Origin of the sequence: Citrobacter sp. RHBSTW-00859, from assembly GCF_013729795.1 — a bacterium.
GTDB classification, from domain to species: Bacteria; Pseudomonadota; Gammaproteobacteria; order Enterobacterales; family Enterobacteriaceae; genus Citrobacter; species Citrobacter braakii.
Map to the genome: position 1 here is coordinate 2,029,957 of NZ_CP056284.1, position 12,481 is coordinate 2,042,437.

Annotated in this window: 21 protein-coding genes; all 21 read left to right on the forward strand. The window is 54.0% G+C overall.

What is annotated here, in order from left to right; all coding sequences use genetic code 11:
* Nucleotide 1: 1 nt before the first annotated feature.
* Nucleotides 2–1,060 carry a replication protein RepO gene (locus HV302_RS10050; protein WP_181627280.1) on the forward strand — a complete coding sequence of 353 codons (1,059 nt, stop codon included), beginning with the start codon at nucleotides 2–4 and terminating at the stop codon, nucleotides 1,058–1,060.
* Nucleotides 1,057–2,445, forward strand: a complete 1,389-nt coding sequence (locus HV302_RS10055; RefSeq protein WP_181627281.1) for a replicative DNA helicase — start codon at nucleotides 1,057–1,059, stop codon at nucleotides 2,443–2,445. The genes HV302_RS10050 and HV302_RS10055 overlap by 4 nt, the downstream gene beginning before the upstream one ends.
* Before the next feature lie 41 nt (nucleotides 2,446–2,486).
* Complete coding sequence (locus tag HV302_RS10060) at nucleotides 2,487–3,164, forward strand: hypothetical protein (RefSeq protein WP_181627282.1); 678 nt, start codon at nucleotides 2,487–2,489, stop codon at nucleotides 3,162–3,164.
* A gap of 3 nt (nucleotides 3,165–3,167) precedes the next feature.
* On the forward strand, nucleotides 3,168–3,416 hold the full coding sequence (locus HV302_RS10065; RefSeq protein WP_181627283.1) for a hypothetical protein: 249 nt from the start codon (nucleotides 3,168–3,170) through the stop codon (nucleotides 3,414–3,416).
* Nucleotides 3,409–3,885, forward strand: a complete 477-nt coding sequence (locus HV302_RS10070; protein WP_181627284.1) for a hypothetical protein — start codon at nucleotides 3,409–3,411, stop codon at nucleotides 3,883–3,885. Before HV302_RS10065 ends, HV302_RS10070 begins: the two co-directional genes overlap by 8 nt.
* Nucleotides 3,882–4,103, forward strand: a complete 222-nt coding sequence (locus tag HV302_RS10075) for a hypothetical protein (RefSeq protein ID WP_047720581.1) — start codon at nucleotides 3,882–3,884, stop codon at nucleotides 4,101–4,103. Before HV302_RS10070 ends, HV302_RS10075 begins: the two co-directional genes overlap by 4 nt.
* Nucleotides 4,100–4,348 (forward strand): hypothetical protein, encoded by a 249-nt coding sequence (locus HV302_RS10080; RefSeq protein WP_181627285.1) that lies wholly within the window; start codon nucleotides 4,100–4,102, stop codon nucleotides 4,346–4,348. The genes HV302_RS10075 and HV302_RS10080 overlap by 4 nt, the downstream gene beginning before the upstream one ends.
* The gene (locus HV302_RS28245) at nucleotides 4,345–4,665 is read left to right on the forward strand and encodes a hypothetical protein (RefSeq protein ID WP_326928704.1); all 321 of its coding nucleotides are present in this window, start codon (nucleotides 4,345–4,347) and stop codon (nucleotides 4,663–4,665) included. The genes HV302_RS10080 and HV302_RS28245 overlap by 4 nt, the downstream gene beginning before the upstream one ends.
* A gap of 1 nt (nucleotide 4,666) precedes the next feature.
* Complete coding sequence (locus tag HV302_RS10090) at nucleotides 4,667–5,005, forward strand: hypothetical protein (RefSeq protein ID WP_181627286.1); 339 nt, start codon at nucleotides 4,667–4,669, stop codon at nucleotides 5,003–5,005.
* Nucleotides 4,978–5,373: a hypothetical protein gene (locus HV302_RS28250; RefSeq protein ID WP_326928705.1), complete on the forward strand. Its 396-nt coding sequence runs from the start codon at nucleotides 4,978–4,980 to the stop codon at nucleotides 5,371–5,373. Before HV302_RS10090 ends, HV302_RS28250 begins: the two co-directional genes overlap by 28 nt.
* A 68-nt stretch (nucleotides 5,374–5,441) precedes the next feature.
* Nucleotides 5,442–6,038, forward strand: a complete 597-nt coding sequence (locus tag HV302_RS10100; RefSeq protein ID WP_181627287.1) for a DUF1367 family protein — start codon at nucleotides 5,442–5,444, stop codon at nucleotides 6,036–6,038.
* An 11-nt stretch (nucleotides 6,039–6,049) separates the two neighbouring features.
* Nucleotides 6,050–6,352: a Ref family recombination enhancement nuclease gene (locus HV302_RS10105; RefSeq protein WP_181627288.1), complete on the forward strand. Its 303-nt coding sequence runs from the start codon at nucleotides 6,050–6,052 to the stop codon at nucleotides 6,350–6,352.
* A 155-nt stretch (nucleotides 6,353–6,507) separates the two neighbouring features.
* On the forward strand, nucleotides 6,508–6,798 hold the full coding sequence (locus HV302_RS10110) for a hypothetical protein (RefSeq protein WP_017384458.1): 291 nt from the start codon (nucleotides 6,508–6,510) through the stop codon (nucleotides 6,796–6,798).
* Between the two features lie 36 nt (nucleotides 6,799–6,834).
* Nucleotides 6,835–7,320 (forward strand): hypothetical protein, encoded by a 486-nt coding sequence (locus HV302_RS10115; RefSeq protein ID WP_058662367.1) that lies wholly within the window; start codon nucleotides 6,835–6,837, stop codon nucleotides 7,318–7,320.
* Between the two features lie 12 nt (nucleotides 7,321–7,332).
* A complete protein-coding gene (locus tag HV302_RS10120; RefSeq protein ID WP_015571350.1) occupies nucleotides 7,333–7,563 on the forward strand; it encodes a hypothetical protein in 231 nt (76 codons plus the stop codon).
* A 3-nt stretch (nucleotides 7,564–7,566) separates the two neighbouring features.
* Nucleotides 7,567–9,192 (forward strand): portal protein, encoded by a 1,626-nt coding sequence (locus tag HV302_RS10125; RefSeq protein WP_110820430.1) that lies wholly within the window; start codon nucleotides 7,567–7,569, stop codon nucleotides 9,190–9,192.
* Nucleotides 9,189–9,422 (forward strand): Bbp19 family protein, encoded by a 234-nt coding sequence (locus HV302_RS10130; protein WP_110820429.1) that lies wholly within the window; start codon nucleotides 9,189–9,191, stop codon nucleotides 9,420–9,422. Before HV302_RS10125 ends, HV302_RS10130 begins: the two co-directional genes overlap by 4 nt.
* Nucleotides 9,409–10,245, forward strand: coding sequence for a hypothetical protein (locus HV302_RS10135; protein ID WP_110820428.1), 837 nt, complete (start codon nucleotides 9,409–9,411; stop codon nucleotides 10,243–10,245). Before HV302_RS10130 ends, HV302_RS10135 begins: the two co-directional genes overlap by 14 nt.
* A 34-nt stretch (nucleotides 10,246–10,279) precedes the next feature.
* Complete coding sequence (locus tag HV302_RS10140) at nucleotides 10,280–10,732, forward strand: Gp49 family protein (protein ID WP_110820427.1); 453 nt, start codon at nucleotides 10,280–10,282, stop codon at nucleotides 10,730–10,732.
* Nucleotides 10,733–10,947: 215 nt separating this feature from the next.
* Nucleotides 10,948–11,859: a phage capsid protein gene (locus HV302_RS10145; protein WP_181627289.1), complete on the forward strand. Its 912-nt coding sequence runs from the start codon at nucleotides 10,948–10,950 to the stop codon at nucleotides 11,857–11,859.
* Nucleotides 11,860–11,917: 58 nt separating this feature from the next.
* Complete coding sequence (locus HV302_RS10150) at nucleotides 11,918–12,481, forward strand: hypothetical protein (protein WP_181627290.1); 564 nt, start codon at nucleotides 11,918–11,920, stop codon at nucleotides 12,479–12,481.

Genomic DNA, 12,481 nt, shown 5'->3' on the forward strand with positions numbered 1-12,481 from the left:
CATGAGCCGTTTACTTATCAATGAGCAACCATTACTGGTGCTTCCATCCTTAGCATGCGAAATAGGGCTTAACGAAGCTCTGGTATTGCAGCAAATCCACTACTGGATGAACTCCTCCAAGAATTTCTTTGAGGGTCGTTACTGGGTATACAACAGCGTCTCTGAGTGGCAAACCCAGTTCCCATTCTGGAGCGAATCGACAACAAAACGCGCACTGGCAAAACTCGAAAAGCTGGGGCTGGTTGATATCGGTGATTTCAATAGTGATGCCTGGGATAAAACAAAATGGTATTCAATAAATTACGATAATCTCGACAAGCTTTCTGGCCCCTCTAAAACAGTGACCAATCGATTAGGTCAAAATGAACCAATCGAAGATCGCAAAATGACCAAAGCATCAGGTCAAAATGACCAGTCCCCACAGGTCAAAATGACCCGATCTCCTACAGAGAATACAACAGAGAATAAAGATCTAGATCCCCCTAACCCCCAAATGGGGGAGGGCGAGGAAATTATTCTCGCTGACGCGAAAAAAGCCCTCGAGTTTTATAACGACTGCACCGGTACCCGTTGCCGTGACGTTAAGCCGTTTGTGCTCATGCTGACACCGACCAAAACGCGCGAAGGGTACACCCTGACCGAACTGCAGTTGGTTATCCGCTGGGTTCTGGCTACCTGGCGGCGCCGTGGTGCTGGTGCACCAAAACCAGCAAATATCTGCCGGGTTAGCCGGTTCGATGGCTATCTCGCTGACGCTGAGGCATGGGCCACTACCGATGCCAGTATTGATCCGGCAGCTGTTATCGATGGTTACAACGAGATTTTCGCCGATGTGCTGCCAGCCGCGACCCTTGACGCTGATCGCCGCCAGAAAATTACGCGCCTTGCGGCTCACATGATGAATAAAACCACGGGGGCGTTTCTAGGCTACCTGGAAAAATTCCGCAATACCGCACCAGATTTTTACTTTGGCGGCGAACACCGCGACGGCTGGCGCGCCAGTTTTGATTACCTCATGAAACCGGAAACACTGCGTAAGACAAGGGAAGGTGCACTGTGAGCCCTCAGGATCTCGAAGCCTGTGTGCTGGCTGGCCTGCTGAATGGCGGTGCAACACCAGATGCGTTCGATGTAATCGCCAGCACTCCGGAGGAATCATTCAGCATCGGATTCCATCGCCGCGCTTTCAGTGAAATAAAAAAACAAGCCCTGGCGAACGGCATGATCGATATGCTTTTTATCAGCGAGGCGCTGGGTGGCTCAAGCCTGGCCGATTTATCAGATATTTCACGCATCCCCGCCACGGTACCAAACCTGAAAGGGTATGCAGGGAAGATGGTCAAAGCATGGCGCAGCCGTGCTCTGGCGAAACTGCTGCAGGACGGAGCCGACGGCATCCGGCAGGCAGCAAACCAGGAACAACGCGATCAGGTGGTAGAGAACGCCGTCGCACAGCTTCTGGACATGACTGCTGACACTGGCGACATTCAGCCGGTGCATATCAACGAGCTTTTGCCTGTTTACATGGATACCGTGCAAAAACGCATGGATGGCGATGAATCGACCCGCAATTTGCTGACGGGTATTTCGGATCTCGATAGCGCCACTGGAGGAATTAACCCACAGGATCTTATCGTCGTTGCTGGCCGCCCGGGCATGGGTAAAACAGAGTTCGCGCTCACCGTGGTGGAAGGGGTAACGGCCAAAGGCGGCGGCGCGCTGATTTTTAGTATGGAAATGGCTGCCACGCAGATCGTTGAGCGCTCACTGGCTGGCGCCGGAAACCTTTCTGTGTCACGGCTGCGTAACCCTCAGGACATGTATGACGAGGACTGGGCGCGCCTGACATCAGCGATGGCCACACTCAACGATCGTGATATCTGGATTGTTGACGCTACTGATTTGACCGTCGAACAAATCCGCGCGATCGCTGAAACGCACAAACGCCGCCACCCGCATTTAGCGATGATTATGGTCGATTACCTCGGCCTGATAAAAAAACCAAAAGCAGAGCGTAACGATCTCGCCGTCGCGCATATTTCGCGAAACCTCAAAACGATGGCTATGCGCCTGCACACGCCCACTTTCGCGCTGAGCCAGCTCTCCCGTGCCGTTGATGCGCGCCCGGCAGCACAGCGCCGCCCGGTGATGTCAGACCTGCGTGATTCCGGCTCTATTGAGCAGGACGCCGACAGCATTCTGTTTCTGTACCGCGACGAGGTTTATGACCCTGAAAGCCCTGCTGCTGGCGTGGCTGAGGTCATTCTCGGTAAGTGCCGTTTTGCCGCATCCGGTACCGTGATTTACCAGGAATTCAAGAACGGCCATTTCTTGCCAATCGATCAACATGTCGGGAAAGAGAAAACCCGCATTCAACTGGAGGCAGCCAAACCCAAAAAACAACAGCGTCGGTATTCCGACAAATACAACACCGAACCGTTTTGACCGCGCCTGACCAGCGCTAATTAACCAACGAGGAAAGACCAATGACCGATTTACTGTATGCAAAAACCACCAGCGCAGATGATGGTTGTGACTGGGGGCCAGTAATCATCTGGCGTATGAATGCTGGCGCGCGTGCCCGAAATCGAGCCTGTTACGTTCCGGCACCCCGCCCGATCCAGGTAAACCCTGTTTATCGCGTAGCGAAAACAAAAAAAGCACCTGTGCAAGCCGTTAACACCTCAGGGCGTTGGCTCAAAACCCACACTGCGACGGTTATCACTGCTAAAGGCGAAAAAACGGTAAAAATCCGCGAGACTGCCACCGTTTGGAGTGCCGGGAGCAATGAAAACTACGACAAGCTCACCGGGCAGCGCGTCGGCGCACCGGGCCGATGCCGCCTCCTTCTGGAGTCGATCACTCCGATTGCACGCAAAGCAAAAGCGGAATCCCAAAAGGCCTCCAGAGAGTTATCAGCACAAAAGCTGGTGGCGCTGATGAAGGGCAAAACCCTTTCGTATCAGGGCATCCTCGCTGCGATCAAAAAATATCACCCGGACATCAACATTACCCCCGGCCAACTGCAAAAGCGTATCTGGCGCATGGTTCAGTCCAAATACGTTGGCATTGAGCGTCACGATGAAATGCCAGTGACTCATTTCACCTTGAAAAGTGTTGATCCTCGTTTTTACACCCATTCAGAGAAAAGCGTGAAGGATTAAGGCATGGCCGGGCAATCGGATTACCTACCGCCCGGCTTACCCCTCAATCGCGCCAAATGGCCGCAGGAATTTCAGCTCAAAGAGCATTACGACATGTGCGCTGCTGCGCTAGTGCGCCAGCTCTATGAGAAGAAAATCACACGTTACGCGGTCGTTCAGCAGATCGAGGCAACGCCGGAGAGTCAACGAGAGTTTTTTAGAGAGCGCTTAAATTACTGGCGCGCGCAGAGAGAAGGATTTAACGATGAATAACAAAGAATTAATCAATGCCGGACACGCACTGGCAAAAGCTATCAGCAATGATACGCCGCTGATCGAGATCGCGAAGATGGTTTCCAATCTTGCTACGCAGTTGGATGTGCAGCTGGCTCGCAGTAATGCGCTGGCTGCGGAGAATGCAGGGCTGAAGTCTGCGCACCCTCAGCCATTCGGAGCTGAGATGATGAAGGCTCTTGATGCGTATGAGAAACATCAGGATGAAACGCCTGAGACAGGCATGCTAGATGCATTCTTTATCCTGCGAGACAGCATCCGCGTTGATACGACAGCGACCGACGCTTTCCTGGCTGAAGTGCGGGCGCAGGGTGTGGAGATGTTTGCATCAAAGTGCAAAGAAGAATCGAAGCGTGCCCACTCTTCTGACGCCAGGGATTCTTGGTGGGTCTCGGGTGAAAACGCTGAAGACTTCGCCGACGAGCTTCGCAAAGGAGTGCAGTCATGACACATCGCAAAATAGTAAACCGCATGCGTAAGGCTCAGCGCGTTAGCGCTTCAAAAATGCATGAGCTTAATGAAGTCGGCATGGTAGGCGTGCATGGGGTGAAGGATGTGGAAATTCACAATATCTGCGTGGATGCCCATAACGTGCATGTAGGTATCTGGAATCAACTCCAGCGCTACATCAACCAGTTAACTCGCAAGCCCGGAGCCGCCCAATGAGCACTCGTCGCAAAATTAACAAAATTCTGAAAGAGAAAGGCCTGGTCGCTGATGTCGAGTACGACGGAAGCGGTGCTAGCAGAGATGAATATGGTTGGTGGACTGTGACTCTCGATCAGGCATCGGCTGATTTTGTTCGCCTGAAGCTTAATGAGCCTGAATTCACTGGTTCGATAGAATTTTGCGAACTAGAAGAGGGGTTTCAACAGCTTTCTGAGTTACCTGCAATGGAGGCCGCCCAATGAGCAACATCGACAAACAGGCGCTGATTGCAAAAATCAAAAAGCAGACCGAAAGCTTTGACACAGTGGTGCTGAAAGAGGATGAGGCTAAGGCGCTGCTGGATGAGCTGGAAGCCGCAGAGAAGCGGATTGCTGAGCTGGAGGCCAGGGAAGCAAAAACTATGTGGTCTGAAATCGATATGAGCGATGCCGATTGCTTCACCATTACTCGTTTACACGAAATCATCTACGCCAGCGAATTAAAATGGCCTGAGCCTAAATTGCTTGCGCGATTCATGCATGACGTTAAGCAGCTCGCTGGCACCGCTAAAGGAGAGTGATATGGCTAAGACAGCATCTGAGCGAAAAAAAGCCCAGCGCGCCCGCCAGGCTGAAGCTGGTAACCGCAAGCTGGAGCTGCAGTTGGATACTCAGGAGATTGAAATGCTCGAGCGCAATTGTGCATCACGCCGCCCGGGGAGAGCGCCGTACGATATGACCGAGTACATCGCGCTGCTGATCCGCCAGGATGATGCACGGATGCGCAACCGCATTAAGCGTATACGCGCCAGCAAATGCACCAAATGCGGCGACGCGCTTCCGGTTAAAAGCTGCATCATGTCTGGCGATTCTCAGTGCTGGGTAACTACTGGATGGAAAAAGTTCATACTGACAGTATGAGTCAGCGCAGCAAAGTATACTGCCGCCGGAAACGGCGGTTTTTTTGTTTAAAAACAAAGCAATACGAAATTCCATTTTCAATTATTTTAACGTTTTGTGCTCTTAAGGATTTGCACTTCCTGCCACTTGGGAGTATATATACTGTAATTTTATACAGTCGTTTGAGAGGGGGAGGCGTGATTGAAAAAACGGAGATTGGGGATCATCTTCCCGATAACGGCCGCGTACTCGTGACCCTCAGAAACGGCAAAATATCAGCCCTACGAATTGCTCATGATGATGAGCACCTTGCATCACTTAAGTCGTTGTTTGAATTGGCTGAATTGTCCGGTTTTACCATTGTCGAAAAAGACAAAACTAAGGTATAATTAGGGCATCGGGCTGAACACCCGATAACCTGTATTTCTGAGCAATTGCTGCGCTAAAGGGGAAACCAATGGCGCAGTATTCTTTTGTAAAATCAGCAGGCGGAGTATTAATCCCGGCAACGCCGGAAGCGCGAGAATTTATCGAAAAAAAATGTCGCATGGGCGCTGTGCTTTACGCCGACTTTAAACAAGCGCGCAATCCGGCATTTCATCGCAAATTCTTCGCGTTGCTTAATCTGGGGTTTGATTACTGGCAGCCGACCGGCGGAACCATTTCCCCGGCCGATAAAAAACTGGTTCGTGGGTATGTGCAGCTGGTGGCCCATTATGCCGGGCATGAAGAAACACTCCAGGAACTGGCCGATCAGTATCTCCGCGACGAAGCAGAAAAACGCGCCGGAAATATCAGCGCAGTAAAATCGTTTGAGGCGTTCCGCTTCTGGGTAACTATTCAGGCAGGTTTTTACACCGAATACGAAATGCCTGACGGCACCACCCGCAAAGAACCAAAATCCATATCGTTCGCAAAAATGGACGATATCGAATTTTCCCAGCTCTACAAATCCGTTCTCGATGTGCTCTGGAATTTCATCCTGTACCGCACATTCCCAACACAGCAGGCCGCAGAAAACGCAGCCTCACAATTATTCAGCTATGCAGCGTAAGAAATATCGCCATGACTAACGACGATAAACGCTGGCTGGCCGACGTTGCCTCTCTGGGTTGCGTTGTATGCCGAAATCTTGGCTACGGTGCATCACCTGCAGAAATTCATCACATACGCGCAGGGCAGGGAATGGCCCAGCGTGCAGACCACAAAAAAACATTACCTCTCTGCGCACCTCACCACAGAACCGGCGGGCACGGCGTTGCTATCCACGCAGGCCAGAAAACATGGGAAAAAAATTACGGTACCGAGACTGAGTTACTGGATCAGGTGACCATTGAAGTCGGGGAATTACGATTATGCAGAATTTAATTCCACTCTTAGAGGTAGCAGGAAACACCAAAAAGTTTAATGGCGCCCAGCATCCGGAAAGAACAATATTCTGTTTCCTTTCTTTTCTCACCACAGCGGCGGGCGATTTTTCCCTTCTCTATGCTCGCGCGCGCGCGCGTTTTGGGGGGTGATAAATGCCGCTGGTTGCCACCTTCAAAACCGACTGGTTCCGGGTCATTACCGACCTGACCAGAAAAAACCTCACGACACAGGAAATTGCCAACGAACTTGGCGTTTCGAAATCTGCCGTTCTGGGCTGGAAGTCAGGATCAGAACCTCGCCACGGTCATGGTGAGGCACTTATTGCGCTCTGGTGCATGGCAACCAGCTCTGACAGAAAAAAATTACCCACGGTTTTGCATCGCCAGTGGTTCACCTTCCGTAAATCGCGTTTTGGTCGGGAAACTGACCAGGCATGCAAATAACAATGACCGCTCACCATTCATCCGGAGATATCCAAAATGGGTCGACCAAGAAAAAACGTTGAAGTGCCGGGGCAGGAAACTGCTGGTACCGATACAACCAATATCGTGGCGGAAGGGCAATTGCTTAATTCTGTCCCCGTTAACCAGACCGTTGCTGACGCCCCAATTACAGCGACTGAGATCCAGACGCTTAATGCTGACGGCAAGCGCGCAGAGCAGGAAGTAATCCAGCAGCGCGTTGCCAGCCTGCTGGACGATGCCGCCCTCGCTGAGCGCAATACTCTGCTCGGTACCATCAACGAGCAGGGCGCGGCCATCATCGCCCGCTTTGAAACGCTGGGATATACCGACCTGGCTGACCAGCAGCTGACCGACAATCTCGAATTCCTCCAGCTTGTCAAAAAAGCCACCACGGCGGAGCCCGCCGCGCCGCTGGGCTATGTGACGAACGACGAGGGCAAGCGCCAGCCGGTTACGGGTAAGCCCGTTCTGACTGAGCACGGCTGGCACGTTCCGGGCTAAGAGGGGGTCGCTATGTGTGGAGGTGGAGCACCTAAGGTCGTACAGACCGACCCGCAGGCCGAAGCGGATGCAGCTGCCGATGCAGCAGCAAAAGCGGCAAACGCAGATGCAGCAGCGCGTAAGAAGCGCAAGAAAGGCTCGTCCCTTCTCGCCAGTGGTGCAGAGGGTGCGGCTGATTCTGGCAGCTCTCTGCTGTCCTCTGGTGCGCAGGCGGCGCAGCAGAAAAACACTCTGGGGGCGTAACTGATGGATGAACTCGCCGTTAAGCTGATTAAGCGTTCTGACACGCTGAAAGCCAACCGCCAGCAGCATGAAAGCGTCTGGCGCGAGTGCTATGACTACACCTATCCGCTGCGCGGCGCGGGATTCTCTGACGAAGTGCTCGACGCTCAGAGCGCAAAACACAAGGTGGCGAAGCTACTGGACGGCACCGCCACCGATAGCGCCCGAATGCTGGCCTCTGCGCTCATGTCCGGCATGACCCCGGCAAACGCGCAATGGCTGAACCTCGACAGCGAATCGCTTCCGGACGATGCCAAAGCCTGGCTGTCTGAGTGCGCAACGCTGGTCTGGGAAAATATCCATGCGGCAAACTTCGACGCCGAGGGCTACGAGGCGAATCTCGACGTGGTGTGCGCTGGCTGGTTCGTCCTGTACATCGACGAGGACCGCGAAGAGGGCGGCTACACCTTCCAGCAGTGGCCGCTGGCGCAGTGCTATGTCACGTCCACCCGCAAGGATGGCATCGTGGACACGATCTACCGCCGCTACCAGCTTACCGCAGAGCAGGCCATCAAAGAATTCGGCGCGGACAAGGTCAGCGAGAAGATCCGCGACGCGGCGAAGCAAAAGCCCGACGATAAATTCGATTTCCTGCACTGCATTTTCCCGCGCGAAACCTACATGGTCGATGCCCGCCTGGCGAAAAACATGCGCTTTGCGTCGTACAACGTCGACGTGAACAATAAGCAGATTGTGCGCGAATCCGGCTATCACGAATTCCCGTGCTGCGTTCCGCGCTGGATGAAAATCCCCGGCAGCTCCTACGGCATCGGCCCGGTGTACGACGCGCTGCCGGACTGCAAAGAGCTGAACGAAACCAAACGCATGGAGAAAGCCGCGCAGGATCTGGCTATCTCCGGCATGTGGATTGCCGAAGACGACGGCGTACTCAACCCGCGCACGGTCAAGGTCGGCCCGCGTCGCATCATCGTGGCGAACAGCGTCGACAGCATGAAACCACTGCTGACCGGTTCAGATTTCAGCGTGGCATTCACTGCCGAAGAGCGCCTGCAGGCGTCAATCCGCAAAATCATGATGGCCGACCAGCTGCAGCCGCAGGACGGGCCAGCCATGACCGCAACCGAGGTACACGTGCGCGTCGCGCTGATTCGCCAGTTGCTCGGCCCGGTGTATGGCCGTTTCCAGGCGGAATATCTCCAGCTGCTGGTGGTGCGCTGCTTTGGTATCGCTTTCCGCGCAGGCATCTTCTCCCCGCCGCCGGAAAGCCTGCAGAACGCCAATTTCAATGTGCGTTACATCTCACCTCTGGCACGCGCCCAGAAGCTGGAAGACGTAACGGCAATCGAACGCCTCGGCGTTAACGTGCAAAACCTCGCGGGCATCAGCCAGGACGTTGTTGATCTCATCGATACCGACGAGGCCACGCGCGTTGTGGCTGATGCTCTTGGCGTTCCGGCAAAAGTAATTCGCTCATCCGATGCTGTGGCGGATCTCCGCGACCAGCGCCAGAAAGCACAGCAGCAGGCCGCTCAGCAGCAGCTCATGATGCAGGCGGGCACCGAGGCGGCTGGAGCCGCAGGGCAGACAGCAGGCGCGGCAATAGGGCAACGACTGGCAGGTAACCAATGAGACTAAAACAGGCTACACCTCAGGACTTTAAGCGCATTTTTGAAGAAATGCCTGGCGGTTCTCAGGTGCTGGAAGAATTAACCCGCCGCTTTGGGCGTGCGGCATATGTCCCCGGCGGCACCGAGGGCGACCGTGAAACGTGTTACAGGGCAGGGCAGCGATCCGTACTGGATTACATCCTGCGCGAAATCAACAAGGCCGATGGAGTAGAAGACGATGTGGAAGCTTAAACACTTATTCATGAACGCTGAGCAGGGCGCAGAACAGCCAGGCGGTGGTAACGGAGGTGGTGAAGATGGCGGCAATAATCCGGGTGCTGGCGAACCTTCTGGTAATTCTCTGCTCAGCACCGGCGCGGGCGAACCGGGTGCTAATGACTGGCTACCTGAGAAATTCCGCGTTATGGGCGAAGACGGAAAGCTCAGTATTGAAAGCTCTGCCCGCAAACTGGCGGAAAATTACACTCACCTTGAAAAACGCATGGGGAGCGGCGACGCACCGCCGAAAACGGCAGATGAGTATGCACCTAAGGTAGAGGTTGAGGGGTTCAACTGGGAAGAATTCAAAGCCGATCCGCGCATGCAGGGCTTCATGAAAACAGCGCACGCCAAAGGCATCACCAACGATCAGATGAGCTTTATCCTGGGCGAATACGCACAGCGAGCTCCTGAGCTGGTTGGCGGTGCCGCTGCGCTTGATTCGGAAGCAGCCACCACGCAGCTGCGCGAAGTGTGGAAGACTGACGCAGAGTTTAAGCAGAACATCGGTCTGGCTTTCCGGGCGTTTAATTCCCTTGCTGACGAGAGCGACCGAGGGCGCATTGACGAGATCGGCAATAACCCGATGGTTATCCGCATGCTGGCTAAAGTCGGTGCCGAAATGCAGGAGGATGTGCCAGCGGGCGGCGATGTGAACCTCGAAGAACAGCAGACCATTCGCGACCTGATGAAGTCCCCGGCGTATATGGACCCGAAACACGCCGACCACGAACGCGTATCTGCGAAGGTCAAAGCGTACTACCAGAAGCGTTATGGCGATCAAACCGTAGCGTGACATGTCACGACAAATAACTTTAAAGGTAAATATCATGGTATCAACCGCATCCCCGGCACCCTCCTGCGTGGCTATCGAGCAGGAAATTCAGGCCAAAGGCTTAACCGCTCCGCGTGTTACTCCGCAGCACATCGATAGCGTCATCAGCCACGAGTTGTATTTTACCGCTCAGCAAGGCGTTTTTGGGGAAGCTGCAACCCATGTGACCGAGCTGAAAGATACACCTGCATTCCCGGTACATGAAAGTCTTGGATTGCTGACCTTCTGCGTTCTTGTACTGCGCAACGGCTTCACCGTCACCGGCGAAAGCGCCTGCGCCAGTCCGGAAAATTTCGACCCTGAGATCGGGCGTAAAATTGCGCGTGAAAACGCAGTGAATAAAATCTGGATGCTGGAAGGTTATCTGCTGAAGCAGCGCCTGCATGATGACCGTTCTGATGTATGGGAAAACGAAGACGATTGTCGACGTGCATTAGAAGTTAAATAACTCTTATCATTCTTCAAAAAGCCAGCCTAACCCGCTGGCTTTTTTCATTTGGTCGGGATTCCGACCGCACACCTCGCTAACAATCTCCCCACAACCAGCCCGGCGGGGACGCCGGATAACTGAATTTTCCCGCAGTGCGTAAGCGCCACGCGCATTGTGTTAATCGGGCCGGGCAACCGACAACCCAGCAGGCGATATTTTCTGGAGTGATTGTTATGTCATTTGATGCCAATAAGAACATGATCACCGCTGCGTTTATCACGCAGTTTCATGATTCTTTCGAAATCGCCGCGCAGCAGAAGGATTCCCGCCTGCAGGCAGCGGTAAACGACCGTGGGATGATCACCGGCGAAGCGTTCACCATCAACGATATGGGCACCATCGAAATGACGCAGATCACCACGCGTTTCGGTGACACCGTATGGGACCTGCCTGAAGCCGGCACCCGTAACGCGTTGATGGCGGACTATGCTGTATTCGTGCCAGTTGAAAAACGTGACCTGCGTAAACTGCTGGCCGATCCGCAGGGTCCATATCTGCAGCTCACCCTGGCGGCCTCCAACCGCAAAAAAGACGATGTTGTTTATCGTGCGCTGCTCGACCCTGTGATGCGTAAAACATCCAGCGGTGGCGCGTATGCACCGGTGGCGCTGCCTGCGTCGCAGAAAATCGTTGCAGGCGGCACTGGCATGACCAAAGCCAAGCTGATCGCCGCGAAAGCGATGTTCCGCCGCAACGAGTGTGACGAGCAGAACGGTGAAGAGCTGTATATCACCTACAACGCCGACATGCTCACGCAGATCCTCAGCGATACCACGCTGACTTCTGCCGACTTCATGGCGGTGAAAATGCTGCAGGAAGGCGCAGTGTCTGGGAACTGGCTCGGCTTTAAGTGGCTGGCATACGAAAAACTGGATTCTGCGACCGCAGGCGGTCCGGCAGTTACCACCAAAACCGCCGTCGCATGGTGTAAATCCGCTGTGCATTTCGGTACCGGCGCTGAGTACAACGTCGATATCGGCCCACGCCGCGATAAAAACAACACCATTCAGATCTCTGTTGATGCGTCTTATGGTGCTGGCCGTGCCAACGAGAAAAAAGTCGTCGCCATCGATTTTGTTGTTTAAGCCGCTGGCGTTTTTGCCGGGGTATACCCCCCGGCCTTTTTTCATCTGAGGCTATGCCATGACTTCGAGTGTCTCTATCTGCTCAAACGCACTTCTGGCGCTGGGTGCTCACCCGATAAACGATTTCGACGAAGACACGGATCATGCCCGTCTTTGCGCCAACCTTTACCCTACAGTCCGCAATAAATTACTCCGTGCTCACCCGTGGAACTGCGCCATAAAACGCATTGTGCTCTCGCCTGTCAGTGCCGCGCCAGTCTTCGGGTACGGTTATCAGTTTTCGCTGCCTGGCGACCTGATTCGCGTTCTCTCTGTTGGCGAACAACGTGACGATATTGATTACCGGATTGAGGGGAGCCGGCTGCTGGCTAACGTAGATGTGATTCGTCTGCGTTATATCTACCGTAACGAGGACGAGTCCACATGGGATGCCGCGCTGGTGGATGTTGCTGAAATGACGATGCAGTCCAAGCTGGCGTATGCAGTGACCGGCTCCACCAGCCTGCGCGATAGCCTGGCGCAGGAGGCCTCATTTCTGCTGAAACAGGCAAAAGCCGTCGATGGTCAGGAAGAACCGCCGGAAGAGCTGGGCGGTTATCCAACTTATGAGTCGAGGTTCTGA

Excerpts from the sequence above, each read along its gene's own strand:
- HV302_RS10050 (WP_181627280.1), top strand. The coding sequence starts at position 2 with ATGAGCCGTTTACTTATCAATGAGCAACCATTACTGGTGCTTCCATCC.
- HV302_RS10060 (WP_181627282.1), top strand. The coding sequence starts at position 2,487 with ATGACCGATTTACTGTATGCAAAAACCACCAGCGCAGATGATGGTTGT.
- HV302_RS10105 (WP_181627288.1), top strand. The coding sequence starts at position 6,050 with ATGACTAACGACGATAAACGCTGGCTGGCCGACGTTGCCTCTCTGGGT.
- HV302_RS10100 (WP_181627287.1), top strand. The coding sequence starts at position 5,442 with ATGGCGCAGTATTCTTTTGTAAAATCAGCAGGCGGAGTATTAATCCCG.
- HV302_RS10140 (WP_110820427.1), top strand. The coding sequence starts at position 10,280 with ATGGTATCAACCGCATCCCCGGCACCCTCCTGCGTGGCTATCGAGCAG.
- HV302_RS10075 (WP_047720581.1), top strand. The coding sequence starts at position 3,882 with ATGACACATCGCAAAATAGTAAACCGCATGCGTAAGGCTCAGCGCGTT.
- HV302_RS10145 (WP_181627289.1), top strand. The coding sequence starts at position 10,948 with ATGTCATTTGATGCCAATAAGAACATGATCACCGCTGCGTTTATCACG.
- HV302_RS10115 (WP_058662367.1), top strand. The coding sequence starts at position 6,835 with ATGGGTCGACCAAGAAAAAACGTTGAAGTGCCGGGGCAGGAAACTGCT.
- HV302_RS10130 (WP_110820429.1), top strand. The coding sequence starts at position 9,189 with ATGAGACTAAAACAGGCTACACCTCAGGACTTTAAGCGCATTTTTGAA.
- HV302_RS10120 (WP_015571350.1), top strand. The coding sequence starts at position 7,333 with ATGTGTGGAGGTGGAGCACCTAAGGTCGTACAGACCGACCCGCAGGCC.
- HV302_RS10070 (WP_181627284.1), top strand. The coding sequence starts at position 3,409 with ATGAATAACAAAGAATTAATCAATGCCGGACACGCACTGGCAAAAGCT.
- HV302_RS28250 (WP_326928705.1), top strand. The coding sequence starts at position 4,978 with ATGGAAAAAGTTCATACTGACAGTATGAGTCAGCGCAGCAAAGTATAC.
- HV302_RS10110 (WP_017384458.1), top strand. The coding sequence starts at position 6,508 with ATGCCGCTGGTTGCCACCTTCAAAACCGACTGGTTCCGGGTCATTACC.
- HV302_RS10125 (WP_110820430.1), top strand. The coding sequence starts at position 7,567 with ATGGATGAACTCGCCGTTAAGCTGATTAAGCGTTCTGACACGCTGAAA.
- HV302_RS10080 (WP_181627285.1), top strand. The coding sequence starts at position 4,100 with ATGAGCACTCGTCGCAAAATTAACAAAATTCTGAAAGAGAAAGGCCTG.
- HV302_RS10135 (WP_110820428.1), top strand. The coding sequence starts at position 9,409 with ATGTGGAAGCTTAAACACTTATTCATGAACGCTGAGCAGGGCGCAGAA.
- HV302_RS28245 (WP_326928704.1), top strand. The coding sequence starts at position 4,345 with ATGAGCAACATCGACAAACAGGCGCTGATTGCAAAAATCAAAAAGCAG.
- HV302_RS10150 (WP_181627290.1), top strand. The coding sequence starts at position 11,918 with ATGACTTCGAGTGTCTCTATCTGCTCAAACGCACTTCTGGCGCTGGGT.
- HV302_RS10065 (WP_181627283.1), top strand. The coding sequence starts at position 3,168 with ATGGCCGGGCAATCGGATTACCTACCGCCCGGCTTACCCCTCAATCGC.
- HV302_RS10090 (WP_181627286.1), top strand. The coding sequence starts at position 4,667 with ATGGCTAAGACAGCATCTGAGCGAAAAAAAGCCCAGCGCGCCCGCCAG.